Genomic DNA, 25717 nt, shown 5'->3' on the forward strand with positions numbered 1-25717 from the left:
CACCAAAACAAGCGCCCGACGATCTACGCCCTAAAACGATAAAACGTGAGTCAGTTCAAGCTCTTGGGGCGTAGGTTTGAGAATGATGTGTCGACAAAATAGACGAGGTAATGTGGAACATGAATAATTCCAACACAGCCCAACCTACTGAATTTCGTGACCTCAACGGCAAAGTAATGGCTACCGCTTTGCGTTGGTTGAGCGAGACCTCTGTAGTCAGGGACGATGAAACAAGGACTTGATAGAGTATGAAACTCAGCACCCTAACACTGGCGTTACTCGCTGTGGCGCCAACCGTCATGGCCTCGCCCAACTTGGCCATATCCACCACCACCAACAGCCGCGATTTTCCGCTCAGTAGCGAAGAGCCGCTGGTCATTCCACTCACCAAAGATGACTACACGCTGCGTATCACCGGCGTCGAGGGGCAGTGTGAAGCGCCCGCCGATCAACGCGTTAAATTCAACTCACCCATCGCGCTCAATTGTGGCAGCGCAACTGAACTGCCGCTAAAGATTCGTTTTACGGGACAATACGCGTTCAGTTATGACGCCAAGGCTCATACGCTGACGTTTGTGCGTCAGGCCACGACCTCGACCAAAACCGAATTCAAACGCCCGATTCCGAATGTCACCTGTGAAGTGTACCAAGGGGGCGATGTGACGCTGGCGCTGGGTAACACCTACGCCGATGGCACCCAACTCAAAGATGCCTTTACCCAACAAGTCGTCACTGTACAGCAGGGCAAAGTCACACTCACCCCATCAAAAACCAGCGGCGGTTTGGTGTTGTTAGAACCGGTGGAAGCCAAAGCGCAACCCTTTACCTATCGGAACGCCAACATTTACTTTGTGATGGTTGACCGCTTTAAGAACGGCGACCCAAGCAACGATCACAGTTATGGCCGCAAAAGCGATGGCAAAGATGAAGTCGGCACCTTTCATGGCGGCGACTTAAAAGGCGTAATCGCCAAGCTTGATTACATCAAGAGCCTTGGCACCGACGCCATCTGGCTCTCTCCGATTGTTGAGCAGGTACGCGGCTTTGTTGGTGGCGGCGACAGCGGCTCGTTTCCGTTTTACGCCTATCACGGCTACTGGACGCGTGATTTCACCAAAATCGATGAAAACTTCGGGGTGGATGACGATCTGAAAACATTGGTCACTGAGGCGCACAAACGTGGCATGAAAGTGCTGCTGGATGCGGTGATTAACCACACCGGTTATGCGACGCTGGCTGATTTGCAATTCGACGGCGTTGACGTGGTCAACCCACGCAACTTACCGAAAAACTGGGCCGATTGGGCGCCTCAAGCCGGTGAAAACTGGCACAGCTTCCACCAAAACATCAACTACCAAAGCAACCATTGGCGCGATTGGTGGGGCGGCGATTGGGTTCGAGCGGGCCTTCCCGGTTATCCCAAACCGGGCTCTAGCGACATCACCATGTCACTGGCTGGGTTGCCCGATTTTCGCACCGAATCGACCGACTACGTGACGCCGCCCAAATGGCTGCTCAACAACCCGGGCACTCGCGTGGTCGCCAAAGACAACTACACCGTATCGGATTACTTGATTGAATGGCAAAGCGACTGGGTAAAACGCTTTGGCGTGGATGGCTACCGCGTGGATACCGTGAAACACGTGGAAGGGGATGTGTGGAAGCGCCTGAAACAGAAAGCGAGTGAAAGCCTCGATGAATGGCGTGCCGCCAATGGCCAGCAAGGCGAACCATTCTGGATGATGGGTGAAGTGTGGGGCCATCGCGCTTACCGCAGCCCTTACTTCGATGATGGATTTGACGCGCTGATCAACTTCGACATTCAAAAACGCATGGATACCGGCGCAGCGTGTCTGAGCCAAATGGCGATGGTGTACCGCGACTATGCCGAAACGCTGGCGAAGTACCCCGATTTCAACCCCGTCAGTTACATGTCTTCGCACGATACCGAGCTATTCTATGGCCGTTTCAAATCGCTCGACATGCAGCGGAACGCAGCCAATGCGTTACTGCTCACCCCGGGCGCGGTGCAAGTCTATTACGGTGATGAAGTCGCACGAGAAGTCGGTCCTTATGCCGATGATTTCCATCAGGGCACTCGCTCTAGCATGAACTGGGATTTGGATGCCGATCGCCAAGCACTGCTGAGCCATTGGCAAACTGTCGGCCAGTTCCGTCACCGCCATCCGGCCATTGGTGGAGGCGAACATCAGGTCATCGAACAAAAAGATGCGTATGTGTTCTCGCGTACGCTGGGCGATGACAAAGTTGTGGTCGCGTTTGTCGGCCGTTAACTCAGCCATCCAAAGAAAAAACAAAGCGCACTCTGGGAGTGCGCTTTTTCTTAAGGGAAATAACAAGGGATCAGTAATTAGTCCAGACGCAGCGTCACACCGGAGTAGGCGCTGTAGCCTTTCAGCATCACGTGATACGTGGTGCCTGCAACAGCCGAGATCGAACACTGCTCGTTATTGCCCGAACGATATGGACGGCAATCCCAAGAATTGGTGGTTGGTTTACTGCCCGCTTTCACGTACAAGTCCACATCACCCGAACCAGAACTGATCGATACCGTCGCGGTTGTGGCGCTGTTCACCGTAAAAGAGTAGAACGATTCAGAACCCGCAGAACCAGAAAGACCAGTCACGGGTTGGCCTTTGACAAGTTCATTGCCAGAATCCACAGAACATGATGAGTTCACGCCAACCGTGGTAAAGGCCGCAGTCACATCATTGACGTTGTAGCCCAAATCTTGCGCAGCTTTCACCACACCACATGCGCCTTCATCAAAGGTGCTATTTGGCGTCCAGTAGAGTTGGTTTGCCACGGCAAATACTTCAAAACCTTTGCGCACATCCCAACCTTGTTTATTCGAAATCAAGTAGAACGCACGGTTGAACACACCGCTTGAATGGTGCACGTCGATGCCGCTGTAGTACTGAGAAGCGTGATCAATCGAGCTGCCATCTTTTGACGGCGTATCGAAGTAGCGCAGGCCGCCGGACGACTTAAAGATGTCGCTGCCGACCACCCAGTCTACCGAACCGCGCATGTAGTATTCCGCCGCTTCGCCCGCGATATCCGAGTAGGCTTCGTTGATACCGCCTGACATACCTTCATATACCAGCCCTGAGTTCTGCTCAGTAAAGCCATGACTGACTTCGTGCGCACTCACGTTGATATCCACCAGCGGATAAAAGGTTGAATAGCCGTCACCAAACGTCATGGCAGAGCCATCCCAGAACGCGTTCTCATAATTGCTGCCGTAGTGCACACGCATGGTTAGCTGAAACGTCAGCGGCGAGGTATTCAGCCAATCATTGTACATGTCGAACACCACTTTGCCGAAGTAGTGGGCGTCATTGAGCGGCGAATAGGCACCATTCACCGCTTTGTAATCGTTGTAGTTACTGCTGTTGTTACAGTCGTAGCTGTAAGCTGTCGTGCCTGATGTTTTGTTCTTTAGGTCTACGGTTTTAACCGCAGAACTCAGCATGGTACAGGTTGAACCGGTTTTACTCACCGCAAATCCCGGATAATCGGTGCCGTATTGATACATGCCCGTTTTCTGGTTACCGCCAGGGCCGGTGCCCGTCGCGTCCGCGTGTGCCAAACCATCCCACTGTTTCACCACGTCGCCACTGTTGGCATCAATGAAGTAGAAAGGACGCGCAGGCGTATCGGACGCCACAAAGAAGTTCACCAGATACACCAGTTGTGCCTGTTGCTGGTCATCCAAGCGCACCATCAATACCGCCGATTGATTTTCCATCGGCAGATCCTGCCCCGCAAATGACGCGTTGGCGGCGCTAAAATTCTCTGCCGCTTTAGCGATGGCCTGCTTCTCATCGAGCGTCGGCTTAACGGTGGCAACATCGGCTTCAATGCCCTGTGCCATCATGCCCTGCACTTTGGTGATCCCTTTACTCGACTCGGTCGAAACCACCGCCGTGTTGAACACCGGGACGCCATGATACAACTGCTGATAACGCACTTTCACTTTTCCGTTGGGCAGTTGAATGGTTTTGATGGCCTGATAGCCATTGGCTGGCGTGACGATGCTGCCTTTTTGTGCCACTAATGTTTGCTGAAACTGACCACTGTCTTCGACGGCGACCCATTGCGCTGCCGAAACCGGGAAAGCCATTACCGTACCGACTGCGAGTAAGCCTTTAACTTGACGTTGTAATGTTTTCATTTCTCATTCCTAGAGAGTGTGAAAATAGGTAGATTGCCTTGATTCAATTGGCATCTGTTGACCTGCGACATTCGTCGCCCATTGAAAGTGGAACAAGAAAATCCAGCTCGCCACTCGGGCAAAAAAATAATTTGCGCCTGATGTTCAAGAAAACTGACAGTCACACCATGGAATGAGGGAGCATTGATAAACCCATCAGGAAAATCCGGCTTATCAATCAAAAGTTTATATTCAATTGATAAATATATGCAAACAAAGGCATACACATCTTTATCAATAAATTTAGTCCCGACAGGCACAAAAAAAGGGCAGCTATCGCTGCCCTTTCCAATAAAAATATCGATTAAAAATCAGAACTTATAACCACCTGCGATCATGAAGACCCATGGGTTGATTTTCACATCAGTTGAGTATGATGTGCCGCCTGCTTTGTATTTCGCGGTGGTTTCGATGTTGGCGTACCACGCTGATGCGTTCAGGAACCAGTTGTCGTTGATCTTGTAGTCCATACCGATGTTCGCCGCCAGACCCCAAGAGTCATCCAGTTTCAGGTCGCTCAAACCTGCGCCTTCACCGGTGCTATTGAATTTCTCGTCGAAGAACACGGTGTAGTTGATACCCGCCCCCACGTATGGACGGAAATCAGACTGAGGCTCACCGAAGTAGTATTGCAGCATGAATGTTGGCGGTAGATGTTTAGTTTCACCGATTTTACCCAGACCGCCTAGGTCCGTCGAAATATCGTGAGAGAAAGGAGACGCGGCCAGCACTTCAAAACTGATGTTGTTGGTGATCATGTAACCCAGCGTTAAGCCTAACTGTGTGTTGCTATCCACTTTCAGCTCTTCTTGGCTACCCAGAATTTTATCACTGCTGTCATTTGGGACGACTGACGCTAAACCAGCACGAACAATAAAGTCACCTTCTTGATGAGCCAGAACGTTTGCTGAAGCCAACGCTGAAAGTACAGCAAGTCCACAAAGTGTTTTTTTCATTATTTGATTTCCTTTTTCTTGGGCTAGAGTTTGTAATTCTTATGTGGCGCACAGTAGCACAGAGAGACCACACATTTTTGATGGAAATCAATTTGTAAAATTTATTGCTACAAATAGTGAGAAAATGCAGGGTTCATCACTTTTTATTGCAATTAAAAAACAATTATCTAATGCAACTTTCGCGTGCGTCACGTGTCCCCATTCGAACCACACTTGACTTGGATCAATTTTGATGAAATTTGTCTGTCAAGAATTTGAACCCATTCTGCACTTATGCCGCCGAATCGCGGGGAATGACGGGCCACATTGAATGTGATAATTATCACAACACCACGCGCTATCTGTGGATAATTTGCTGATCTTTTGACCTTTTGCTAACACCGCCCCAGCGGATCACGAAGACAATAACGACGTAAATTGAAACTTGAATGGAGTAAGTATGAAGAAGATTATTCTGCTGCTTGCCGCCATGTTGTTTAGTAGCGTTGCGCTTTCCGGAATGCGTTTCGGTGCCCCACAAACCAATTTGAGTACCGCCAGTTACCAGACACAACAGCAAGCCGCCGAAGCCGGCGAGGCCATGATGGCCAACCTAAAAGCAATGCCCTCGCAAGAACTGCTCAAAGTGCTGCCCATCTACGATGACAACGTAGACAGCAAAAGCGTGCGGATCAGCCAAATTCGACGCAGCGTTAAACCGGTTGCAGAGCAAAACGGTCAAATTGAATTTCAAAGCGTCTTGACCATCGACTACCGCTATCAATATTACCCACACGACGATTAATCGTTCCCGCCTGATGAGTCCCCTGCTCATCAGGAATTTCTATTGCTTGCCTCTTGACCATCGAGGTCAGCACCCTTTCATCATCAAAGTGGCCAAATGCCTGGCACTTCGCATGCAATCACCCGCTCATCATTCCCGTGACTGAACGCTCAAAATTGCACTTATGAATCCACGACAGCATTTTTATTGTTCGATGACAATTCAAGGTTGCACTATATTTTTTATTTATGTCTTGATGAGTCGCGTGCGATGTTATTACAAGGTTCGAATCTCAATATGCCTTTGGCCGAGCTGATTTCTTCATTGACAGTGGCGCTAGATATGACCGAAGGACAGCCCCCAGAGCACAGTATGCGTTGCTGCTGGATTGGCATGCATATTGGTGAGCGAATGAACCTCTCATCATCGGAGCTTCATGACCTGTATTTCACGTTACTTCTCAAAGATGCTGGCTGCAGCAGCAATGCCGCTCGAATCTGTGAACTCTACGCCACCGATGATCTTACATTTAAACAACAATATAAAACGGCCGGTACGAGCCTGACGAGTGCGATTAATTTCGTCCTGAAAAATGCAGGTTCGGGTGAGCATTGGCGTAAGCGTATCTCTACCACGATTGATATTTTGAAAAATGGGAAAGATTATGCTCAAGAGCTGATTCAAACGCGTTGTACAAAAGGGGCTGAAGTTGCTCGTGAGCTTTTGTTCAGTGAAAGTGTGGCCCAAGGAATTCAACATTTGGACGAGCACTGGGACGGTTCAGGTCGTCCTGATGGATTAGTGCGTGATCACATCCCATTATTTTCAAGAATTGCCCTACTCGCTCAAGTGATGGATGTTTTTCAACGTGAACATGATTTGAGTATCGCATTTTCTGAACTCGAAAGTCGTTCCGGAAACTGGCTAGATCCTCACTTAGTCGTAATGGCTAAGCAGTTGAAAGACAATCCTGAGTTCATCAGCGCACTCAATGCCTCATCCATCGTCCCTTTTGTCCTGTCTATGTCACCCGCCCAAGCGATGATTCCATTAGATGATGATTATTTCGATCGAATTGTGACGGCTTTCGGCAAAATCATTGATGCCAAGAGTCCTTTTACCTCCGGACACAGCTCTAGAGTCGCTATTTTTAGTACGCTCATCGCCGAAGAACTCAAGATAGACGCAGAGGATCGACTATGGCTAAAACGAGCAGCACTCTTACATGATCTAGGTAAACTCGGAGTTAGTAATACGATTTTGGACAAACCTGGGAAGTTGGATGATGACGAGTGGGCGAAAATACAAAATCACGCGGTGTTTACTAGAGAGATCATTGAAAAAATATCCCCGTTAAAACAGTTTGCCAAAATGGCCGCGGCTCATCATGAAAAATTAGATGGCACAGGCTATCCCGATCAATTGGTTGCCGATGAAATCTCGATGATGACACGGATTATTACGACAGCAGATATTTTTGACGCCATTACGGCTGAACGCCCTTATCGAGGGGCGATTCCAATTCCCAAAACTTTAGAAATCATGGAAGAAAATGTGGGGACGGCCATCGACCCATTGTGCTTTAATGCGCTCAAATCGGCACTCAGCAAACTTCCTGAGAAGTACATGAAAGATATTGGTATGAGCGGGGTTCCCGCGTCACCGATGCTCTAAATGCATGCTCAAAAACAAGGATACCGCCGCGCCTGACTAAATCCCTACGACGTTCTCGCCTGATAGTGATAACATCGCCGCATCAGAATGACCGAGAAACACCATGTTTATCCACCACGTGAACGACATCGACTGGCTGGTGATCACAGCCTTTGAAGAACTAAAACCGCTATTCATCGAAGATGCTGGTGCCATCCCCACATACTTCTCGACCACCAGCGAATTAAGCCTCATTGACCAAGCCAAGCGCGCTTACGGATATTTGCCGGCACTGCGCGGCGTCATCACCGATACCGGCACATTTCAAAGCGAAGATAACGACGAAGATTTGAACCCACAACTTGCCTGCCTCGTTGAAGGGCGTGGCCGAGTATTTATCTATCACGGTGGCTTTGTGGCGTTTGTGGACGACGAACAAACCTTCATTACTCGAATGAACTGAACATCATTCAGTCTGTTGAAATCGACGAATAGAACGGTGGTAGCGTTGCGCCACTAAGAAAAGTCATTTTGCGGTTCATTAGCGTGATACATCCCAAACAAGGAGTGGGGCATTAACTCTTGCTTTCCATTCCAGCTAGCCCTCCCGGCCGCTGAATAGTGACCGAAAACACCGCAGTATGAATACTCAAAGCCTATATGAGCATATTCCTAATACATTTCCACAGTCATCGTTGTTGAATGCCTCAGTCCATAAGCATCCTGCATACTTAAAAGGATGCTTATGAACTACAACTAGCCATGTCGAGAATACGCTAATCAATAATCTGCGTTAGAACCTTTCACAACACACGATTCGTTATTTTCCCATCCCCAACCGTCACCATCTGGATCAGATGATTCAGATGAACAATAAGCATAACCATTAGGAGCGGTTTCATTTGAGTCTTGAACGATACAGCTTTGCTCATTTTCCCACCCCCAACCATCCCCATCAGGGTCAAGGGAAGATGAACTACAAATGGGATACTGAGTACTTTCGCCAGAACAATCATCTTTACACGTAAAAACTGTTGCGATCTGAGAAGTCGATTTTATTCCATTTTCGCCATTGATTAATGTATTACCCCACTTCGTATAAGAATCATTATTCCAATTATTGACAATATCCAAATCAGCTGTCGAATCATCATTTCCTGACCACGACCAACCGATATATCCTAAACTTAATGTTTCTGTTCGTTCCATGATAGCGCTTTCATCTACATTAGACCCTTTATGTGTCGCCGCAAATTCACCCACAACAAGAGAGAGTCCTTTATTGACAAAAGACGAGATATAATTATTTACAGTGCTATAATCGCCGTAAACTTCATACATATGCACACTAAAAATTATATTATGTAAAGGATCTGAATCTAAAATCGAGGTGGCATTATCTAACATTATATTTTGCCAATCTTGTCCCCAATTCGGTGCATCGACCATGATGACATGATTCATACCTTCACTTCTTAACCGGTTAATTGCATCTTTATGTGCCTTTGCCCAATCACTACTAATGATTCCATTACCGAACGGTTCATTGCCTAAGTTAATAATAACGTAGTTTTCTTCACCAATTAGTTTTTCTTTAATTTCGATCCAATAATCCGCCGCAGAATTCAAATCAGCTGCGCTGCTTTCTTCACCGTAACCTGTCGTATCATGCACCTCTAAGACTGCAATCAAGTTGTATGATTTAGCTAGTCGAATAATATTGCCAACCTCTTCGGCACTAGTCTTATTCCATCGATGTCCGTTGCTCAATACGATCCTCACAGTATTAGCTCCTGTTGACGATATTCCCTGCAATGCAGTTTCTAGCTTATCTGCATACCAAGCATGAGCGTGATTAATGCCTCGGATCTTAAATGGGATTCCATTGTATTCATAAAGCACACTGCCAGAAACATAAAGCCCAGCAAAAACCGTATTAGAAAATAAAAATAAAAGCGTTACTATGCAAAAATTAAAATATTTCATTTCTATATCCTTAGATTATAACGTTAGTTCGTTCTAAGTGTTTTTCCAACAACTATATAGAAAATACTCAGTAAAAATTTAAAAAAAAGGTCGCTCCCCCGAACGACCTTGGCTATAAGCCAATTTATGCTGCCGCAATTTAAACTACTTCATTACCCGTTTTTTAGCGCGCTCCCAACGTGAGTCCAACTTTTCAAGAGCTTCATTAAAGTTTTTAGATGTAATCACATCTTGAATATATCCGCCTGAATAGAAATCGATTTTCGAGCGATTAGTTACTTCAATAAATGTCGATGAGTTAACAGGAGTTTGAATTACATGAGGTTCATAACTCATATATTCATTGAGCTGTTCTAAAGATGGTTTCTTGCTTTTTAACGTAGGAATAAAGCCTGCAATTTTCTCGAAATCTGAATCTTCAATCAGATATTTAAGATAAGCCTTAGCTGTCTCTTTGTTATTTGAAAACTTACTAACAGCGTAACCCCAGTCGTGATTCATTTGCGCATTCAACTCACCTTTATCATTTGAAGGCATTGGCATGAAACCGATGTTGTTCGACGCAGCGCCACGCTCAATCACTTGAGGGATAACCCAGTTGCCTAGGTAATACATACCCGCATCACCTTTTGCGATAGCATTCTTGGAGTCTTCCCAAGAATTCGTCATCAAGTCCTTTTCAGTCAACCCATCATCGATTAACTTTTTAAGTACACTCAATGATTTGTTGTAAGCAGTGTCACCTGAAAACGGCTTATCCTGAGTAAGCATTCGTTCATATACACCATCGTTACCTTCCACAACCAATGGGAATTTATCCCATTGTTGGAGCGGCCATTGAGCACCAAAATTGATATAGAGCGGGATCTGACCATTTGCTTTGATCTTTTGTGCCGCATCAAAAAAGTCAGATAGCGTCTTAATTGGCACTTCAACGCCAGCTTTCTCAAGAACTTCTTTATTGTAAACTAGACCTTCAACCGAGTTACCCATTGAGATGCCATACGCATTGCCATTGTTCTCCCAAGCATCATAAAAATAAACTTGTTCCGGTGAATAAAGGGCGTTCAAGGGTTCATAGAAATTTCCATATTGTTCTGAAGGAACAGAAGGAAGAATCAGTACGAGGTCACCATAATCACCGGTATTCATCCTTGGACGTAAACCGCCTTGATAGTCAGCAAAACCAATCACTTTCACTTCAGTAACGTTGGGATAGATATCTTTAAACTCTTTCTCATATCGCTTATAGACTCCCGCCTCAACAAGGTCAGTACGGTTCGTATAGAACGTAATTGATCCTTTCACTAGAGCTTGATTGATCCCATCGGTCACGACAGCATGTGCCATACCATTAGTCCCGAGCGTGATTGCTCCGACGATGAGTGTCTTTGTAATTGTGGGTACAAATGATTTCATTCTCTATCTCCATGTGTATCAAAGCCGATACTTGGTTGTTTTGTTTGCCTAAATATTAACGTTACGATTTTATTAATCTAGTTGAAATGCATTGATACGTGAGCAAAATCACCACAAGATTCAGAGTTTAGTAATAAAAATTTAATTAAATTCAATAAAAACAGCATCATAGTCAATTAACCATAACAATGATTAAATTGAGACGGCAGTCACAAAGCGTCATATTTATTGAAGTAAAACACATAATCGAAACGTTACCATTAATTTTGCATCGAGTTTTGAGGACAATAGCATCGTCAAAATACAAACATTAAAAAGGACTATGTATGCAGAACATCCGCTATGCTCTACCCCTATTGACGATCATTGCAGGTTGTAGTGGTGGTGGGGTCACATCAACACATCCCTTTCCTACCGACTCAATGAAGAATTTTGTTGTCCAACAAGGCCAATCATTCATGGTTGGCGGGCAACCATTTCGTATCGTTGGCACGAACAATTACTACATGCATTATGCATCGCATGACATGATTGATTCCGTCTTAGACGATGCAAAAGACATGGGACTGAACACCATACGCGTTTGGGGATTTATGGAAGGAGTTAGCCATGGGCATACCATGCAACCCGAACCAGGAATATATATCCCACCGGCCGGCGTTAAAAGCGCTTTAGAGAAACTGGACTATACAGTTTCAGAGGCGAAGAAACGTGGTATTCGGGTGGTTATCGTACTGACGAATAACTGGGGCGATTTTGGTGGAATGCAACAATATGTCGACTGGTTTAACGGCACTCATCATGATGATTTTTACAAAGACATCAATATTAAAGACGCCTATAAAAACTACGTAAAACATCTCATAGAACATAAAAACCGCTATACAGGTATTATCAATAAAGACGAACCAACCATCTTAACTTGGGAGCTGGCAAACGAACCTAGAGCACAATCAGATAACACGGGTGAGTTGCTGCTTAATTGGACCAAAGAGATGAGTGACTTTGTTCGAGAGCTTGCACCGCATCAATTGATCGCTCTAGGGTCTGAAGGCTTTTTCAACCGCGAAGGCAATACAGACTGGACATATAATGGCGGTGAAGGTGTCGATTGGGAACGTATCATCACGCTGCCCAATATCAACTACGGTACATTCCATTTGTACCCTGAACACTGGGGAAAACATAACGCCGAAGAATGGGGAACCCAGTGGATCAAGGAGCATGCAAAAGCCGCGAAGAAAGCTAACAAACCGGCTGTACTTGAAGAGTATGGCATTGGCAAGAATGAGCCACAGAATCGAGACTTCATCTATCATAAATGGACAAATACAGCCTATCAAGCAGGCCTAGCTGGCAGTATGTTTTGGATTTTAACCAGTACAGACCCCGATCAACCCAATAACCTGTACCCTGATTATGATGGCTTTAGAATCTTAAATGATGGTGGTCGCACGGCACAGATCCTCACCAACCATTCGAAGCAAATGAGAGGAGTGGAATACTCAACAAAAGACACCGTGTATCTCACGTATCCAATTGACGGAATGAAGATATCTGAACCAACGTTTACTGCGCGCAGTTATCCAATGCCTAAGCTAGGCAATGAAATCACAAAAATGCAGCTAAGAATTCCGGAGAATGATTTAACTGTAGATATGGTTGATACCAATGGCGACGGATATTTTGAAGCAAATTTGGTTTCTGCCGATATTGGGTATGGAGCCAAAACATTTATCACCGTCGCAACATTTGCTGAAGGTGAGCGTCAAACCGATAAAGCAAGCGTTGACATTAATCGACCAATTAAGGGATATGAAGTCGAGACTAAATACGATTTTAGTGATCGCACAACTCAAGGATGGCAAAAAGACGGCACATGGCAAGCCAGTTGGAATACTCCCGCGATTGAAGTATCTGAAAAATTGGGCAAGCCAATGCTACAACTCAATGTAGATTGGTCTGGTAAACATGACTGGGAAGAGCTCAAGATTCGAAACCAAGCAGTTTCTAATTTTTCACAACATACCAAGATGCGCTACACACTCTACGTTCCCGTCAACAACGACGATAAAGGTGGCCTGAGACCTTATGCTGCTCTCGGTGATGGTTGGGTTAAGCTCGATGCTGACAAACATCGAGTTCAAGTTAAAGACCTAGATAAAGTGAAAATGGGTGGTCAATATTTTTATAAACAAGTCGTAGAAATCAACTTAGGGGACCTATCCAAGAAATTACCTGATATGTTTGTTTGTATTGTCGGTGATAAATTCCCACTGAACGGTTCAATCTACATTGAAGACATCGAGTTTCTTAAACCTGTCTACTAAAGAAGATAAACTAGATACTAAAACGCCAGCTATACTGCTGGCGTTTTAGCTGGTGACTTGCTGTGTCTTAACATCGGAGAAGGCTAAGGCCCTATTGCTGATCCGACATAAATGAATTGAATTAAGAAAAAACTCTGGCTGACACAGAAGCTCGATAAATCAAAGCATCTGAAGTTGCATGGATAACATTGACTTCTTCTGGACGTTGATAGAAAGCACTACCAGAGCGAGAATAATGGTGATGATTTCCGAGTCTAATTTCTCCACTTAGAACAAACCAAATACAAGCTCCCAGCTCATCCGGAGTAGTAAGCGATTGACCCTTATCTAGTCGATATTCTCTTAGTTGGAAATCATCTGATTCTACAATGTAATCTAATCCTCCATCCAAACTCGGTTTACCGGCTAAAGTCTTCGGAACAATTGGAGAAAACTTAGTGATAGCCAGCAGTTCTTGGATATCAATATGCTTAGGCGTAAGCCCACAGCGCACTACGTTGTCTGAATTCGCCATTAACTCAAGATTCTGACCTTCAAGATAAGCATGCGGCACCCCAGCATCCTGAAAAACAACGCCACCTTTTGGAACATACATCAGGTTCATAATAAAAATCATGATCAAACCAGGGTCAAGCGGTCTAGCTTTTTTCTGAATAATTTCTACCGATCTCATAAACCAAAAAAGTGGCTCGGATTTAGAAATTTCATTTTGATGATAAGCGTTGCGATACTGCTCAATCACAGGAAGAAGCAAAGACCGAATCCTATCCGCTGGCAACGCGAAAATTGACGATACAAACCCTTGAATCCCTAGATCTGAATACAAGCGAACTAACGGGTCGAAAGACTTAAACAAACTAAGTTCATTCAAAGCTTCCGTAACGTTACGAAATCCATGTAGCAGATAGAAATCGGAAAGTGCGAGCATCAGCTCCGGCTTATGGTTCTCATCCATATAACTTCTCAATTGAACCGGAATTCCAAGAGAGTGCTCTCGAAGAAATCCTTGTTTAGCCTGCTCGAGTGTGGGATGAACTTGAATAGATAAAGGCTCCTTAACATCAAGGATTTTAAACAAATATGGCAGTTGAGTACCAAAACGTTGAACCAACTTTTTACCTAGACGATATTCAGGGGAAGCTTCTATCCATTTTGAAAGCGATGATCCGTCAACAAGCATAGAAGAGCCGGACTTATGATCGCCAAGCCACAACTCTGCCATAGGCATATCTGATAAATCTGAATCTGTCATCATGGAAATGTAATGATGACCACCCCATTCGTAGTTCTTAATCACACCTTTAATTTCGATCATACTCTCACCTCAAAATAAAATAACATCAACAATAAAAATCAATTACGTTAGAAATTTATTTAGTTCTTCTTTCTGACCATTAGATAGGCTTAATAAGCTATGACTCGCTCCAGAAACGTTATCTAAATATTCGACACTCTTATCAAACCCTAGAACAACAGAAGAAACTGAATTCGCAATATGTCCACATGATTGGAACTGCTCCTGAGCATATTGAGCAACAATATCTGTCTGTTGAACTAACTCCGAGACATGTTCACTAATATCAGATATTGCCGCTTTAGTTTGCTGTAAGTCCTTTGAATTTTTTTTCATTTGTTCAGTACAAACAGACATGCTTTCTACAGCATTAGAACTAGCCATATTCAATGCTTCAATTAGTTTTTGTATTTTATTGGTGGATTGCGTTGTTTGTTTGGCCAAGTTACTGACTTCATCAGATACAACAGAAAACCCTCGTCCATAACTTCCTGCCCTAGCGGCCTCAATAGCAGCATTGAGTGCCAACAAATTCGTTTGGCTAGCAATATCACTAATAACATCGACAATATTTCTAATATCTTTCGTCCTAAACTCAACCTCTGAAATAGTCAGTGAACTTTCTTTAATCATCTCGCTCAACAAGTCATTTCCATCCACACTGCCATCGATTAAGCAAATGGCATCATCAACAGAGTTACTTATTCCTCGTGTATGATTTCTCGTGTTATTTATATAACTTTCCGTTTCTTTACTTGTTTGTTCTAACTGTTCAGAAGCTGCTGATATAGAATGTACAGCTAATACTTGACTATTGTTAAGACCCCGCAGGTTGTCTACACAACGTGCATTATCTTCACTTGATGAGAATATGCTCAAATTGTTCGATTTGACTTTATTTATCAACTCTCTGTTAGTAACAATTACTTCATTTAATTGGTGAATAAGTAAAGAAAACTCGAGACTCCACCCCTGGCAAGTCACAGATTGGGAATAATTCCCTTTAATTAACCCTTGAAGCACATCAAGTAAATAATTGATTGGCGTTTTTATTTTCCTTGCTAAAATACAAGCTGAAACAACAATAACAGTACAACAAAGGAATAAGGACACTAGCTGAATTTTAACAATGGAATCAAGTGTTATAGAGATATCTTTCTTTACGACCTCGTTACTTTTACTTGCGTCGTTTCTGAGTTCGATTAATTTTCTCGACAATTCTTCTTTCTTTTCAAGATAATTAACATTTAACTGTTCAAGTTCATCATTATACCGTATGACATTTAACTTGGACTGAGGAATGCTATTTTCAGAAAAGAGGATTCTCATTAACTTATCATTCGAACTTATATAATCTTTTTCATTTCTAATCGATGGTAATTCTTCATAAAGAAACTCTTCATCATCCTCAATTAGACTTTTGAGGTTATTCATCTGGTTGACAATTGTTTTTGCTTCGACTTCATCATCGACAAACAAAATCTTATTCGTCATTGCTATGGATGCGTTTATTTTTTCGAGATATGACTCTATATCTTTAATTAAAAACTCATCAGGCTCATTAGACATTGTCAATGTTCGTTTAATTATAATAGCCGATGAAACGGAAATATTTTCCATTTCATTTCGATCTGTTTTTATTTTATTTTCTTTATCAAGGACTAATTTTTTAATTGATATTTTTTGTTCAATAACTTCCTTTAAATCATCAGCAATATTTTCTAGATAATTCACATCAGCAAGGTGAGATGAAGACAATGAATTGATAAAGGCATCCATTTTCTCATGTAAATAAAAAATTTCATTATTAATAATATTGGCATCATTAGCATTCATAACAGTTGACAGTTGAATATCAATATTTTGACTTTCACTTTGTAGCTGACTGGCTACTTCATTCAAAGAAAGCGATTTATTGATTGCGAACTCAATGTCATCCTTCGCTGAATTTGAATGATAGATTACGAATGAGTTCGTCAATGTAAGAATCAATAGAACACTAACAAAGGCTATTATAATTTGGGTTACAACTTTCATGGCATTCCTTCACCAATATTAAAAAAGGAGAGAGCAATGCTCTCTCCAAAGAAGGACAGTAAATCTACATAGATAACCTAGAACCAAACTTCCGCTTGAATACCGAAGTTCAATGTATCTGTTTCACCATTACGAGTGTAACCAGAATCAATTTTTGACGATGCACCATCATCCCATTTCGCATAAGTGACAAAAGCACGAATTTGTGGACGAGCCCAGAAGCCAGTTTCCAGCATCAATGTTGGAGCAATAGTTGCCTTATAGAAGCCACCATCTGCGCCGTCAGCAACGTCTTCTTTAATATGCTCATAACCAAGTTCATACTGCATTGCGAAATTTTTGGTGATTTGGTTATGTGGGCGAACGCCAATTGCGTAGATATCGCGATCTGCACCAGTTTTGGTACCGGCCCATGGCGCATAATCTGAATCACTCTGATAAAACGCAAAAGTAGATAGCTCCCAAGACTCACTTAGATTTGCTAGGCCATCAAAAACAATACGCGCTGACTTAGCGTCTTTAGCATTACCAAAACCCCAACCGTTTTTACCCAGTGAATCCCCCGCAGCAAGACCTTCACCATATTGAGCAGTAATGCGAGAGTAGCCGTTCGTTAAACCATAAAAGCCATCGAAGTTATAAACCGCGGTCAATCCCAAACCACTTGTAGGACCATTTTGACGCCACGAGCTTTTCTCCATTGTGTGCCCTACAACTTGGAAATCTAAACCTGAATCAGCGATTTTTTTGAACCAAACATTAAGAGAAATATCTTCTGGATAACCTTGGGTCGAGCTATCGTCAGGATCTGCAGAGTTTTCGCCACTAGGGGTAAAAGCATAAACACCTACGTCCATTTTTGCGAAGCCAACATCAATTTTGTCAACGCCACCACCGGTACCGTTGTATTGAATGTACTCCCAATCGTATTGATGGCTCGATGTGTTAGATGAACTGTATCGTTTACCTGCCCAAAACACACTCTCTGGCGCAAACGAAAACCCGCCCATTTCAACGTAGCCTTCGCGGAACTGAATGTCATGATCGTCCCCATCAACACAGTTCCAGTCTGCTGTACACTTCGTTTCGTGCGTCAAGTTCGCTCTTACTCGAGCCCATGTTCCTTCGTCAGTGGTAATTTTGATTGTAGGCAACAGCTCGATTTTGGTGTTTTGTTCGTTCCCAAGACGGAATTTACCGTAATTGGTAAAAAGCCCTAGGGAGTTGGATCGTGTTCCATCACCGTTGAGTAATAGACCCGATTTGAGATAACCGTGTAGCTCTCCTGAAGTCTCTAAAGCAAGCGCAGGGGCAGACGCTACAAATAATCCAAGGATGATACCTTTTGCTAATTTATTTAGTTTCATAGTGCTTCTTCTTATCGTTACTGTTTGAAATTCAAAAAGACCCACCCAACAAAATCCTTTTACTTACTGGCTTCATTTGGGTTGAGGTAACTATACCAAAACAAAAAATGGTAACGTTACGATTTTGATCACCATTTATGATTGAGAATATAAGTTATGATCATAAATGAGATCCAAGATCTATTTCCATGTGATTACCTAATATTAATATTCTATAAGCATCACATTTTTATTTTTTTATATAACTTAGATCACAAATAATATTATAGATAAATAAAAAGAGCACATACGTGCTCTTCGAGTCATACATATTTTTCGTTTGACTTAATTAATTCAATTCTTTGAGCAACACATTGATATGATGTTAGCGGATCTTCTGGTGTATTCATCACATAATCGACCAACTGATCGACAGTTGTGGTTAATACATGACAACGAGTATCTGATGATGCGTAGTAGATAAACACTTCACCATTGTCTCGAGCAATTAATCCATTGCAAAACACGACGTTGGACACATCGCCTACCCGCTCCTCTCCTTCAGGAGCCAAAAAGTATCCGCTAGGTCGATGGATCACTTTCGTTGGGTTATCGAGTGCAGTCATAAAACTATAGAGAACATAACGAAGACCTGCGGCAGTATTGCGCACACCATGAGCAATGTGTAACCACCCTTGACTCGTCTTAATTGGCGCTGGCCCTTGACCATTCTTAGATTCTTTTATTGTATGGTAAGTCTTTGGATCAATGACATATTCCATGTCAACCACAGCACTTTCCATAGAATCGGTGTACCCCCAGCCAATGCCACCACCACTGCCCGCTTCAATAAAGCTATCTTGTGGTCGTGTGTAAAGTGCATACTTGCCGTCTACAAACTCCGGATGCAGAACAACATTACGTTGTTGCGCCGAACGAGTTTTAAGATCTGGTAAACGCTGCCAGGTTTTTAAATCAGTAGTACGTACAATGCCACACTGTGCTACAGCCGAAGACTCATCGCCTTTGGGAGCTTCAGGATCTTTTCGCTCAGTGCAAAACAGGCCATAAATGTACCCATCTTCATGCTTCACTAAACGCATGTCGTAAACATTTGTATCAGACTCAATCGTCTGCGGAATAACACAAGGTTTATCCCAGAATTTGAAACCATCAACACCGTTTTCTGATTCCGCTACGGCAAAAAAAGACTTACGATCATGTCCTTCAACACGCGCAACTAAGTAAAACTTCCCATTTAACTCGATAGCACCTGGGTTTAATACAGCATTAATACCTAGGCGTTCCATCAAAAAAGGATTCGTTTCTGGATTCAGATCATAACGCCAAGCCAATGGTGCATGTGCCGCTGTCAATACAGGTTTTTTGTAGCGATAAAAAATTCCATTTCCTGGAGTAATTGGTGAATTTTCATATTCAGTATTACGAGAAAAATCTGATTTCAAATCAGAAAGTCTTTGGCTAAAAATAGACATATTTGACCCTAAATTTTAAAACAGACATCATCATCAGACGATGAATGACAATCGTTATAATGATGACAAATAAAAACTTAACGTTACGATTTATCATCATTATGTGCTTGATATTTAAAGTTTGACGTTAGAAAACTTCAGATTTTGTTTTTAATTCACGCATGAGGTCATCAACAGTTGTGTAGGCGACAGCTGAATAGGTATCAGCCGCTCCATAATAAACTGCGATTCGTCCCGTTTCAGAGTCCGCCAACGCGGCACATGGGAAGGCAACGTTCGGAACAAAACCTGTTGTTTCATAGCTCTTTTCAGGCGTTAAAATGTAGTCTCGAGTACGGTATTTCACTTTCCATGGTTCATCTAAATCAAGTAATGCAGCACCGAAACTGTATACAAAACCATTGCATGTCCCAGATACGCCATGATAAATCATCAACCACCCTTCCGAGGTTTCGATAGGAATAGGCCCAGCACCAATCTTGGTTCCCTGCCACCAGCCATTGCCACCTTTGCCCATCACATGGCGATGTTTACCCCAGTATTCCATGTCATTTGAATGGCTTAGGAAAATATCGCCAAACGGTGTGTGGCCGGAATCAGAAGGACGATTCAACATCAGAAATTGACCATTGACCTTACGAGGGAACAAAACACCGTTGCGGTTAAATGGCACACATGCATTTTCTAAACGCGTAAACGTTTTGAAATCACGAGTCATACCAACACCCAACGTGGCACCATGGTCATCAGTACACCAAGTCACGTAGTAAATGTCCTCGATTTTTACAACTCGCGGATCATAGGCGTATGTGGGTTGAAAAGGCTTTCCGTCAACATCTAACCATTGGATAGGATCTTGTTGAAATTCCCAATTCAATCCATTTTTTGAATGCCCAACATGCAAATGCGGACGACCATTTTTATAATCACAACGAAATACACCGATAAACTCGCCATTAAATGGTACGACGGCAGAGTTATACACTCGAGCAGCGGCAGGAAATGGGTTCCAGTCGATGATAGGATTCTCAGAGTGACGCCACATAACCCCTTCTTCGCCAACAGGCTTCTCTTGCCAAGGCATGTTAGGAATTGCATCACCAATAATTTTTACAGACATTTTATTCTCCAAACTTAAAAATCAAAAAAAGAAGGTACTACTGTTGTAACAGCGCCAGAATCTGATTTGTTTTCTGTTCAACTAAGATAGGGTTACGCTTCGATTCAACGTTCAAACGAACAACAGGCTCAGTGTTGGAGGAGCGTAGATTAAATCGCCAATCTTCAAATTCCATACTGATACCATCAGTAATATCTGTCACAACCGCACTATCAATGAAGGCATCCCAGACTCGGTTAACCGCAACTTCAGGATTCGGAACAGTACGATTTATCTCGCCCGAAATTGGATAGCAGGTTTGAGCTTTGGATACGAATTGAGATAAGCTCAAACCTGTTTTTGATACGAGTTCAGCAATCAATAACCAAGGCAGCATACCCGAGTCACAATAAGCGAAGTCTCGGAAATAATGGTGTGCAGACATTTCCCCACCATAGACAGCGTCCTCTTGACGCATTCGCTCTTTGATAAACGCATGCCCAGTTTTTGATTGAATGGCAACACCACCAGAATTCGAAACTACATCGATGGTATTCCACGTTAATCGAGGGTCATGGATGATCTTTGCACCCGGTTCTTTATCAAGAAACGCTTGAGCCAACATACCTACGATGTAATAACCTTCGATAAAACAACCGTTTTCATCAAATAAAAAACAGCGGTCAACATCACCATCCCAAGCAACACCAAAATCGGCTTTCTTTTCGATAACGGCGTCAATTGTCGCTTGTCGATTGTCAGGTAATAATGGGTTCGGTATCCCATTAGGGAAATTGCCGTCAGGCGTATGATTGATTTTTATGAACTCAAACGGTAAATGAGCTTCTAGATTGTCAATCATATGGCCAGCGGCACCATTGCCTGCATTCACGACGATACGCAATGGCCTTAGTTCGCTTTTATTGATGTAACCAAGCAAATGCTTCGTATACTCACCTGATATATCGTAACGTTTCGATTTTTTGTTATAAAGAGCAATATCGTTGGAAGGTAAATAGGGTTGTGACTGTACGAGCGCCTTAATGTCATTTAAACCCGTGTCACCGCTAATCGGTTTGGATTGTTCGCGAACAAGCTTCATTCCGTTGTATTCTTTCGGATTATGGCTAGCAGTCACCATGATGCCGCCATCGAGGTTTAAATGGCTCGTCGCAAAATAGACCTCTTCTGTTCCAACTAAACCTAGGTCAATGACTTCAGAACCACCATCGATCAACCCCTTGCGAAGTGAAGATGCCAAAGACTCACTACTTAAACGAATATCGTAGCCAACCGCGACTTGTTTTGCCTGAAGATACTCCGCGTACGCTCGACCAATTCGATAAGCAATATCTTCATTCAATTCATCTGGCAGCCGACCTCGAATGTCATAAGCTTTAAATGCTTGGACTAAGTTTTCCATTATTCTCTCCCAAAATCGTAACGTTACCATTTTTGAGTTTTTGCCAAAAAGTTTCAAGAACATCTGCATTATTTAGACAATAAGTGTGATGTATATTGAGTTTTAACAGGCGAAACAACACTAAAAAGAAAGCCAGAACTTCTCGTTCTGGCTCTAAAATGAAAGGCTTACGATTGCACCGTAATTAGTTATCGAGGATATAGCGTTGTTTTTTCGACATATCTCAGATCTTTTGGATCCGCCCCCTCAACACACTTGACGATGTAGCGAGACAACATCTTACCGACACTGTGAAAATCTTGCCTTAAACCCGGAATTGGCGGCATAAAAAAGCTAGGCAAATCACACGTTTCTACCGCAATCAATTCTATGTCTTTTCCGATCTGTTTACCCGCATCTTGAATCCCGGCAATCATACCGCAAGCACTGATCTCAGAACCACAGATGATACCGTCTGGAGCATTCTCTCCTTCCATCAATCGTTTTGCGTAATCTCGATAGTTATCAACATCAGTGTCAAAGATAATGTCTTTGTCTTTGGAAAAAGACATTCCGTATTCCATGGATGCCCTTTTGACACCGTAATACTTATGCCAGGCGTAGGTATATACTTGTGAGGAGCTGAGCAAACGAATATGCTCACATCCTTTGTCGTATAGATAACTTGCCGCTCGATACCCTATATCATAGTTATCGATATCGACATATGCGTGCTCGACACTCATCTCCGTCTGACCAAAAGTGACAAATGGAATACCTTGCTCGTGGAGATACGTCACTCGTTCGTCTTGAGTCAGAGTCAGGTTAAAAATAATACCGCCAGCCAAGTTGTTTTCTACAGCATATTTGACCGGAATCAGCGGATCCTGTCCCGGTTCTAAAGGTAACACTGTCAGATGGAATGGTGTCCCCTCAAGGCCTGCAGTCAACCCGGCGATGAGCGCTAGAGTACCGACATCACCGACAATATCACCGGGTTTTGTCACCGGTAAAATCGCACAAATATTGTAGTTGATCCCCGTTCTCAATCCTAAACCAGAAAGATTCGGTCGATACCCTAGCTTTTCTGCTGCTGCTTTTACTTTGTCTTTCGTGGGTTGTTTGACATCATCTCCGTCTTTCAAAGCACGAGAGACCGTGGTAACCGATAATCCAGTAAACTCAGCAATAGTTTTTAACGTAGCTTTAGACATAAATTTCTTCGGGCTGCAAAAATTCGTAACGTTAAGAAAGTGTCGCATTGAAGCAATCAGGACTCAAGTCTATGTTGGTAAAATTTTAACTGAATCAAAAAAAACAGGCAGTTAATGCCTGTTCTTATTAGTGGAGAGTATAGATAGACTAAATTCGTTCTTCAGTAGCAGCACAGAAAATCGATACGTTTTGAAGATTCAAATGCAGATTGAGCGATTCTCCATTCTTGATTTGCTGGTTAGCATCGAGCTTAGATCTCAGCGGTTGCCCATACATATCAAACTCCGCAAGTGTTTCAGAACCGGTCATCTCAAAAGCGTTGACTGGCAACTGAATCTCAAAATGGCTATTGAGCGGTGATTGAGTCACATGTTCAGGACGAATACCAAATAACACTTTACGATCACTTACCGGCTTCTCTGAAAACTCATACCCATCCACAGGGATCCATACATTATCAACCAGTACCCCCCATCGGTCGCCCTCTTTATACAACAGACCTTTCAACAAATTGATCTGCGGAGCTCCCACAAACTTCGCGACAAACACATTCGCTGGCTTGTTGTAAATCTCATAAGGTGTCCCGATTTGCTGTGGGATACCTTTATTCAGCAGTACGATTTTGGTCGCCAGAGTCATCGCCTCAATTTGGTCATGAGTCACATAGATGATCGTTGAGTCCAAAGTCGCATGTAGCTTTTTCAACTCGAGCCTCATCTCACCACGTAGTTTTGCATCGAGGTTAGATAATGGTTCATCAAACAAGAACACTTTGGGCTGTCGCATCAATGCTCGACCAATGGCAACACGTTGTCTTTGTCCACCAGACAATTGAGCCGGCGTTCGGTCAAGCAAATGACCAATTTGCAACATATCAGCAACTTCTTTCACACGCTGCGCTATCTGGTCAGCTGGCTTCTTATTAATTTTCATACCGAAGCCGATATTTTCACTGACCGTCATATGAGGGAACAGCGCGTAGGATTGAAATACCATAGCGATATCACGATCTTTAGGGTCTGCGAGCGTCACGTCTTTACCGCCAATCACCACTTGGCCAGAAGTGACATCTTCTAATCCAGCGATAAGGCGAAGCAGAGTCGACTTACCGCAACCAGAGGGCCCCAGAAGCACCGTGAAGCCTCCAGCTTCCATTTCCAAATCAATGTCATTTAGGATGACCGTTTTACCAAAAGATTTATTTAGTTTTTTTACTTCTACAGCATGCATGTTGTCATCCTCACGTTTATACAATTGTGGCCTTTTGAGCAGCACCGACTAACTCAATTCGTTTGATCATTTCAATACAAGCACGCCCGTTATGATATGGGCATTTCCAAGGCTCAACTTTAGGGGTCTCCTTGTAGGGTTTCCCATACCGATTGACTTTCCAAAACCACTCACCGTTTAGGCGATCTTTTAGCTGCCCTTTAATGACGTTCCAGCACATCTGAGCGTTTTCTAGAAACATTGGCGCTTGTTTTTTCTGATATGCATTGAAAAATCCAACCATGGCTTCGGCTTGAACCCACCAAATCCGATCGGAGTCAAGTAAATGACCTTCCCGCAACTCATTGAAAACGGCGCCGTCTTTATCAACGCCTTCAGTACTCGTCACTATCGCCATTTCATAGCTTTGGTCAACAATCTGCGTCAACAATTGCTCGTTGTTTAACTCATGAGCCGCTAGATCGATAAGCCAGGAACCCTCAATGTCATGCCCATAGGACACATCCTTAGAAACGCAGCGCCAATCACGGGTAAAAAACAGGCCATAATGCATATTCTCATCCACAACTTTTGTGGACATCAATGTACATAACATTTCTAGCTTTTCTGCTACCTTTGGAAGTTGTGTTGCTTGGTGAAGCACGGTGTACGCTTCTAATACATGTAAGTGCGTGTTCATTGATTTTTCAGCGAGGATGCCTTCTGCAGTGTCACACACCAGCTGATTCTCTATTGGGTTCCAATACCGATCAAATGCTTCTCGGTAACCACCGTATGCCACATCAAAGGCATGTTTCTCTATCAAGTCAAAGAGCGATAATGCTGTATCTAAAGCCGTTTGATTGCCCGTCGCTAAATAGAATTCGCACAACGCATAAATAGCAAATCCTTGATTATAAACATGCTTCTGCGAATCCGTAACGTTACCATTTTTATCTAAAAGCCAATAGACGCCACCATTTTCCTTGTCGATCGCTTTATCCACAAGGAATTGGTAGCAATGCTCAGCAGCTTGTAGATACGCTTCTTTTTTTAAGACTCGGTATGCGGCAGAAAACGTCCACAATATTCTTGAATGGAGTAGAACAGCTTTGTCATGCTCCGGATCAATGTTACCAACAAAATCGGCAAAACAGTAAAATCCACCTAGATTTGTATCTTGGAATTTTAGCCAAAAATCTAGAATATGCTCAGCTTCTGCCGCAATCTCATTTTTAAACTTATTTAAATCTAACATAATTTCTCTCGTAATTT

At 43.3% G+C, this 25717-nt stretch carries 18 protein-coding genes; 5 read left to right on the forward strand and 13 right to left on the reverse strand.

The genetic code is table 11. From position 1 onward, the window contains the following. Positions 1-248: 248 nt before the first annotated feature. On the forward strand, positions 249-2294 hold the full coding sequence (locus ACS18Q_RS19765; protein WP_432581817.1) for an alpha-amylase: 2046 nt from the start codon (positions 249-251) through the stop codon (positions 2292-2294). A 77-nt stretch (positions 2295-2371) separates the two neighbouring features. Here ACS18Q_RS19765 and ACS18Q_RS19770 read toward each other — a convergent pair whose 3' ends face one another. Both ACS18Q_RS19770 and ompW read right to left on the reverse strand, forming a co-directional pair. Continuing rightward, a complete protein-coding gene (locus ACS18Q_RS19770; protein ID WP_441257725.1) occupies positions 2372-4198 on the reverse strand; it encodes a M4 family metallopeptidase in 1827 nt (608 codons plus the stop codon). 350 nt (positions 4199-4548) lie between these two features. Beyond that, the gene (ompW, locus tag ACS18Q_RS19775; protein ID WP_004726967.1) at positions 4549-5193 is read right to left on the reverse strand and encodes an outer membrane protein OmpW; all 645 of its coding nucleotides are present in this window, start codon (positions 5191-5193) and stop codon (positions 4549-4551) included. A 439-nt stretch (positions 5194-5632) separates the two neighbouring features. Between ompW and ACS18Q_RS19780 the strand changes: the two genes are divergently transcribed. The 3 genes from ACS18Q_RS19780 (at position 5633) to ACS18Q_RS19790 (ending at position 8072) form a co-directional block, all read left to right on the forward strand. Continuing rightward, positions 5633-5977, forward strand: coding sequence for a DUF3316 domain-containing protein (locus ACS18Q_RS19780; RefSeq protein WP_004726968.1), 345 nt, complete (start codon positions 5633-5635; stop codon positions 5975-5977). A 249-nt stretch (positions 5978-6226) separates the two neighbouring features. Then, positions 6227-7630: an HD-GYP domain-containing protein gene (locus ACS18Q_RS19785; protein WP_441257726.1), complete on the forward strand. Its 1404-nt coding sequence runs from the start codon at positions 6227-6229 to the stop codon at positions 7628-7630. A 103-nt stretch (positions 7631-7733) separates the two neighbouring features. Then, complete coding sequence (locus tag ACS18Q_RS19790) at positions 7734-8072, forward strand: cytosolic protein (RefSeq protein WP_441257727.1); 339 nt, start codon at positions 7734-7736, stop codon at positions 8070-8072. 317 nt (positions 8073-8389) lie between these two features. Here ACS18Q_RS19790 and ACS18Q_RS19795 read toward each other — a convergent pair whose 3' ends face one another. Next, positions 8390-9595 carry a cellulase family glycosylhydrolase gene (locus ACS18Q_RS19795; RefSeq protein ID WP_441257728.1) on the reverse strand — a complete coding sequence of 402 codons (1206 nt, stop codon included), beginning with the start codon at positions 9593-9595 and terminating at the stop codon, positions 8390-8392. Positions 9596-9739: 144 nt separating this feature from the next. Next, on the reverse strand, positions 9740-11014 hold the full coding sequence (locus ACS18Q_RS19800; RefSeq protein ID WP_154179708.1) for an ABC transporter substrate-binding protein: 1275 nt from the start codon (positions 11012-11014) through the stop codon (positions 9740-9742). A 326-nt stretch (positions 11015-11340) separates the two neighbouring features. Between ACS18Q_RS19800 and ACS18Q_RS19805 the strand changes: the two genes are divergently transcribed. Beyond that, positions 11341-13344 carry a cellulase family glycosylhydrolase gene (locus ACS18Q_RS19805; protein ID WP_441257729.1) on the forward strand — a complete coding sequence of 668 codons (2004 nt, stop codon included), beginning with the start codon at positions 11341-11343 and terminating at the stop codon, positions 13342-13344. Between the two features lie 121 nt (positions 13345-13465). On the opposite strand, the gene manA is transcribed toward ACS18Q_RS19805, so the two are convergent. The 9 genes from manA to ACS18Q_RS19850 form a co-directional block, all read right to left on the reverse strand. Next, complete coding sequence (gene manA, locus ACS18Q_RS19810) at positions 13466-14659, reverse strand: mannose-6-phosphate isomerase, class I (RefSeq protein WP_000569777.1); 1194 nt, start codon at positions 14657-14659, stop codon at positions 13466-13468. A gap of 42 nt (positions 14660-14701) precedes the next feature. Continuing rightward, complete coding sequence (locus tag ACS18Q_RS19815) at positions 14702-16675, reverse strand: methyl-accepting chemotaxis protein (protein WP_441257730.1); 1974 nt, start codon at positions 16673-16675, stop codon at positions 14702-14704. Between the two features lie 77 nt (positions 16676-16752). Next, positions 16753-18042: a carbohydrate porin gene (locus ACS18Q_RS19820; protein WP_000773470.1), complete on the reverse strand. Its 1290-nt coding sequence runs from the start codon at positions 18040-18042 to the stop codon at positions 16753-16755. Between the two features lie 302 nt (positions 18043-18344). After that, complete coding sequence (locus ACS18Q_RS19825; RefSeq protein ID WP_014257544.1) at positions 18345-19517, reverse strand: glycoside hydrolase family 130 protein; 1173 nt, start codon at positions 19515-19517, stop codon at positions 18345-18347. Positions 19518-19644: 127 nt separating this feature from the next. Continuing rightward, a complete protein-coding gene (locus tag ACS18Q_RS19830; protein WP_000111640.1) occupies positions 19645-20637 on the reverse strand; it encodes a glycoside hydrolase family 130 protein in 993 nt (330 codons plus the stop codon). Between the two features lie 37 nt (positions 20638-20674). Further along, positions 20675-22039, reverse strand: a complete 1365-nt coding sequence (locus ACS18Q_RS19835; protein ID WP_441257731.1) for a phosphomannomutase — start codon at positions 22037-22039, stop codon at positions 20675-20677. 188 nt (positions 22040-22227) lie between these two features. Continuing rightward, positions 22228-23232: a LacI family DNA-binding transcriptional regulator gene (locus ACS18Q_RS19840; RefSeq protein ID WP_014257546.1), complete on the reverse strand. Its 1005-nt coding sequence runs from the start codon at positions 23230-23232 to the stop codon at positions 22228-22230. Between the two features lie 148 nt (positions 23233-23380). Continuing rightward, on the reverse strand, positions 23381-24463 hold the full coding sequence (locus ACS18Q_RS19845; RefSeq protein WP_004726975.1) for an ABC transporter ATP-binding protein: 1083 nt from the start codon (positions 24461-24463) through the stop codon (positions 23381-23383). A 16-nt stretch (positions 24464-24479) separates the two neighbouring features. Next, on the reverse strand, positions 24480-25700 hold the full coding sequence (locus tag ACS18Q_RS19850) for an AGE family epimerase/isomerase (protein WP_014257547.1): 1221 nt from the start codon (positions 25698-25700) through the stop codon (positions 24480-24482). Positions 25701-25717: the final 17 nt, after the last annotated feature.

The sequence above is a fragment of the Vibrio sp. Vf1514 genome, assembly GCF_052076135.1.
Lineage (GTDB): Bacteria > Pseudomonadota > Gammaproteobacteria > Enterobacterales > Vibrionaceae > Vibrio > Vibrio furnissii.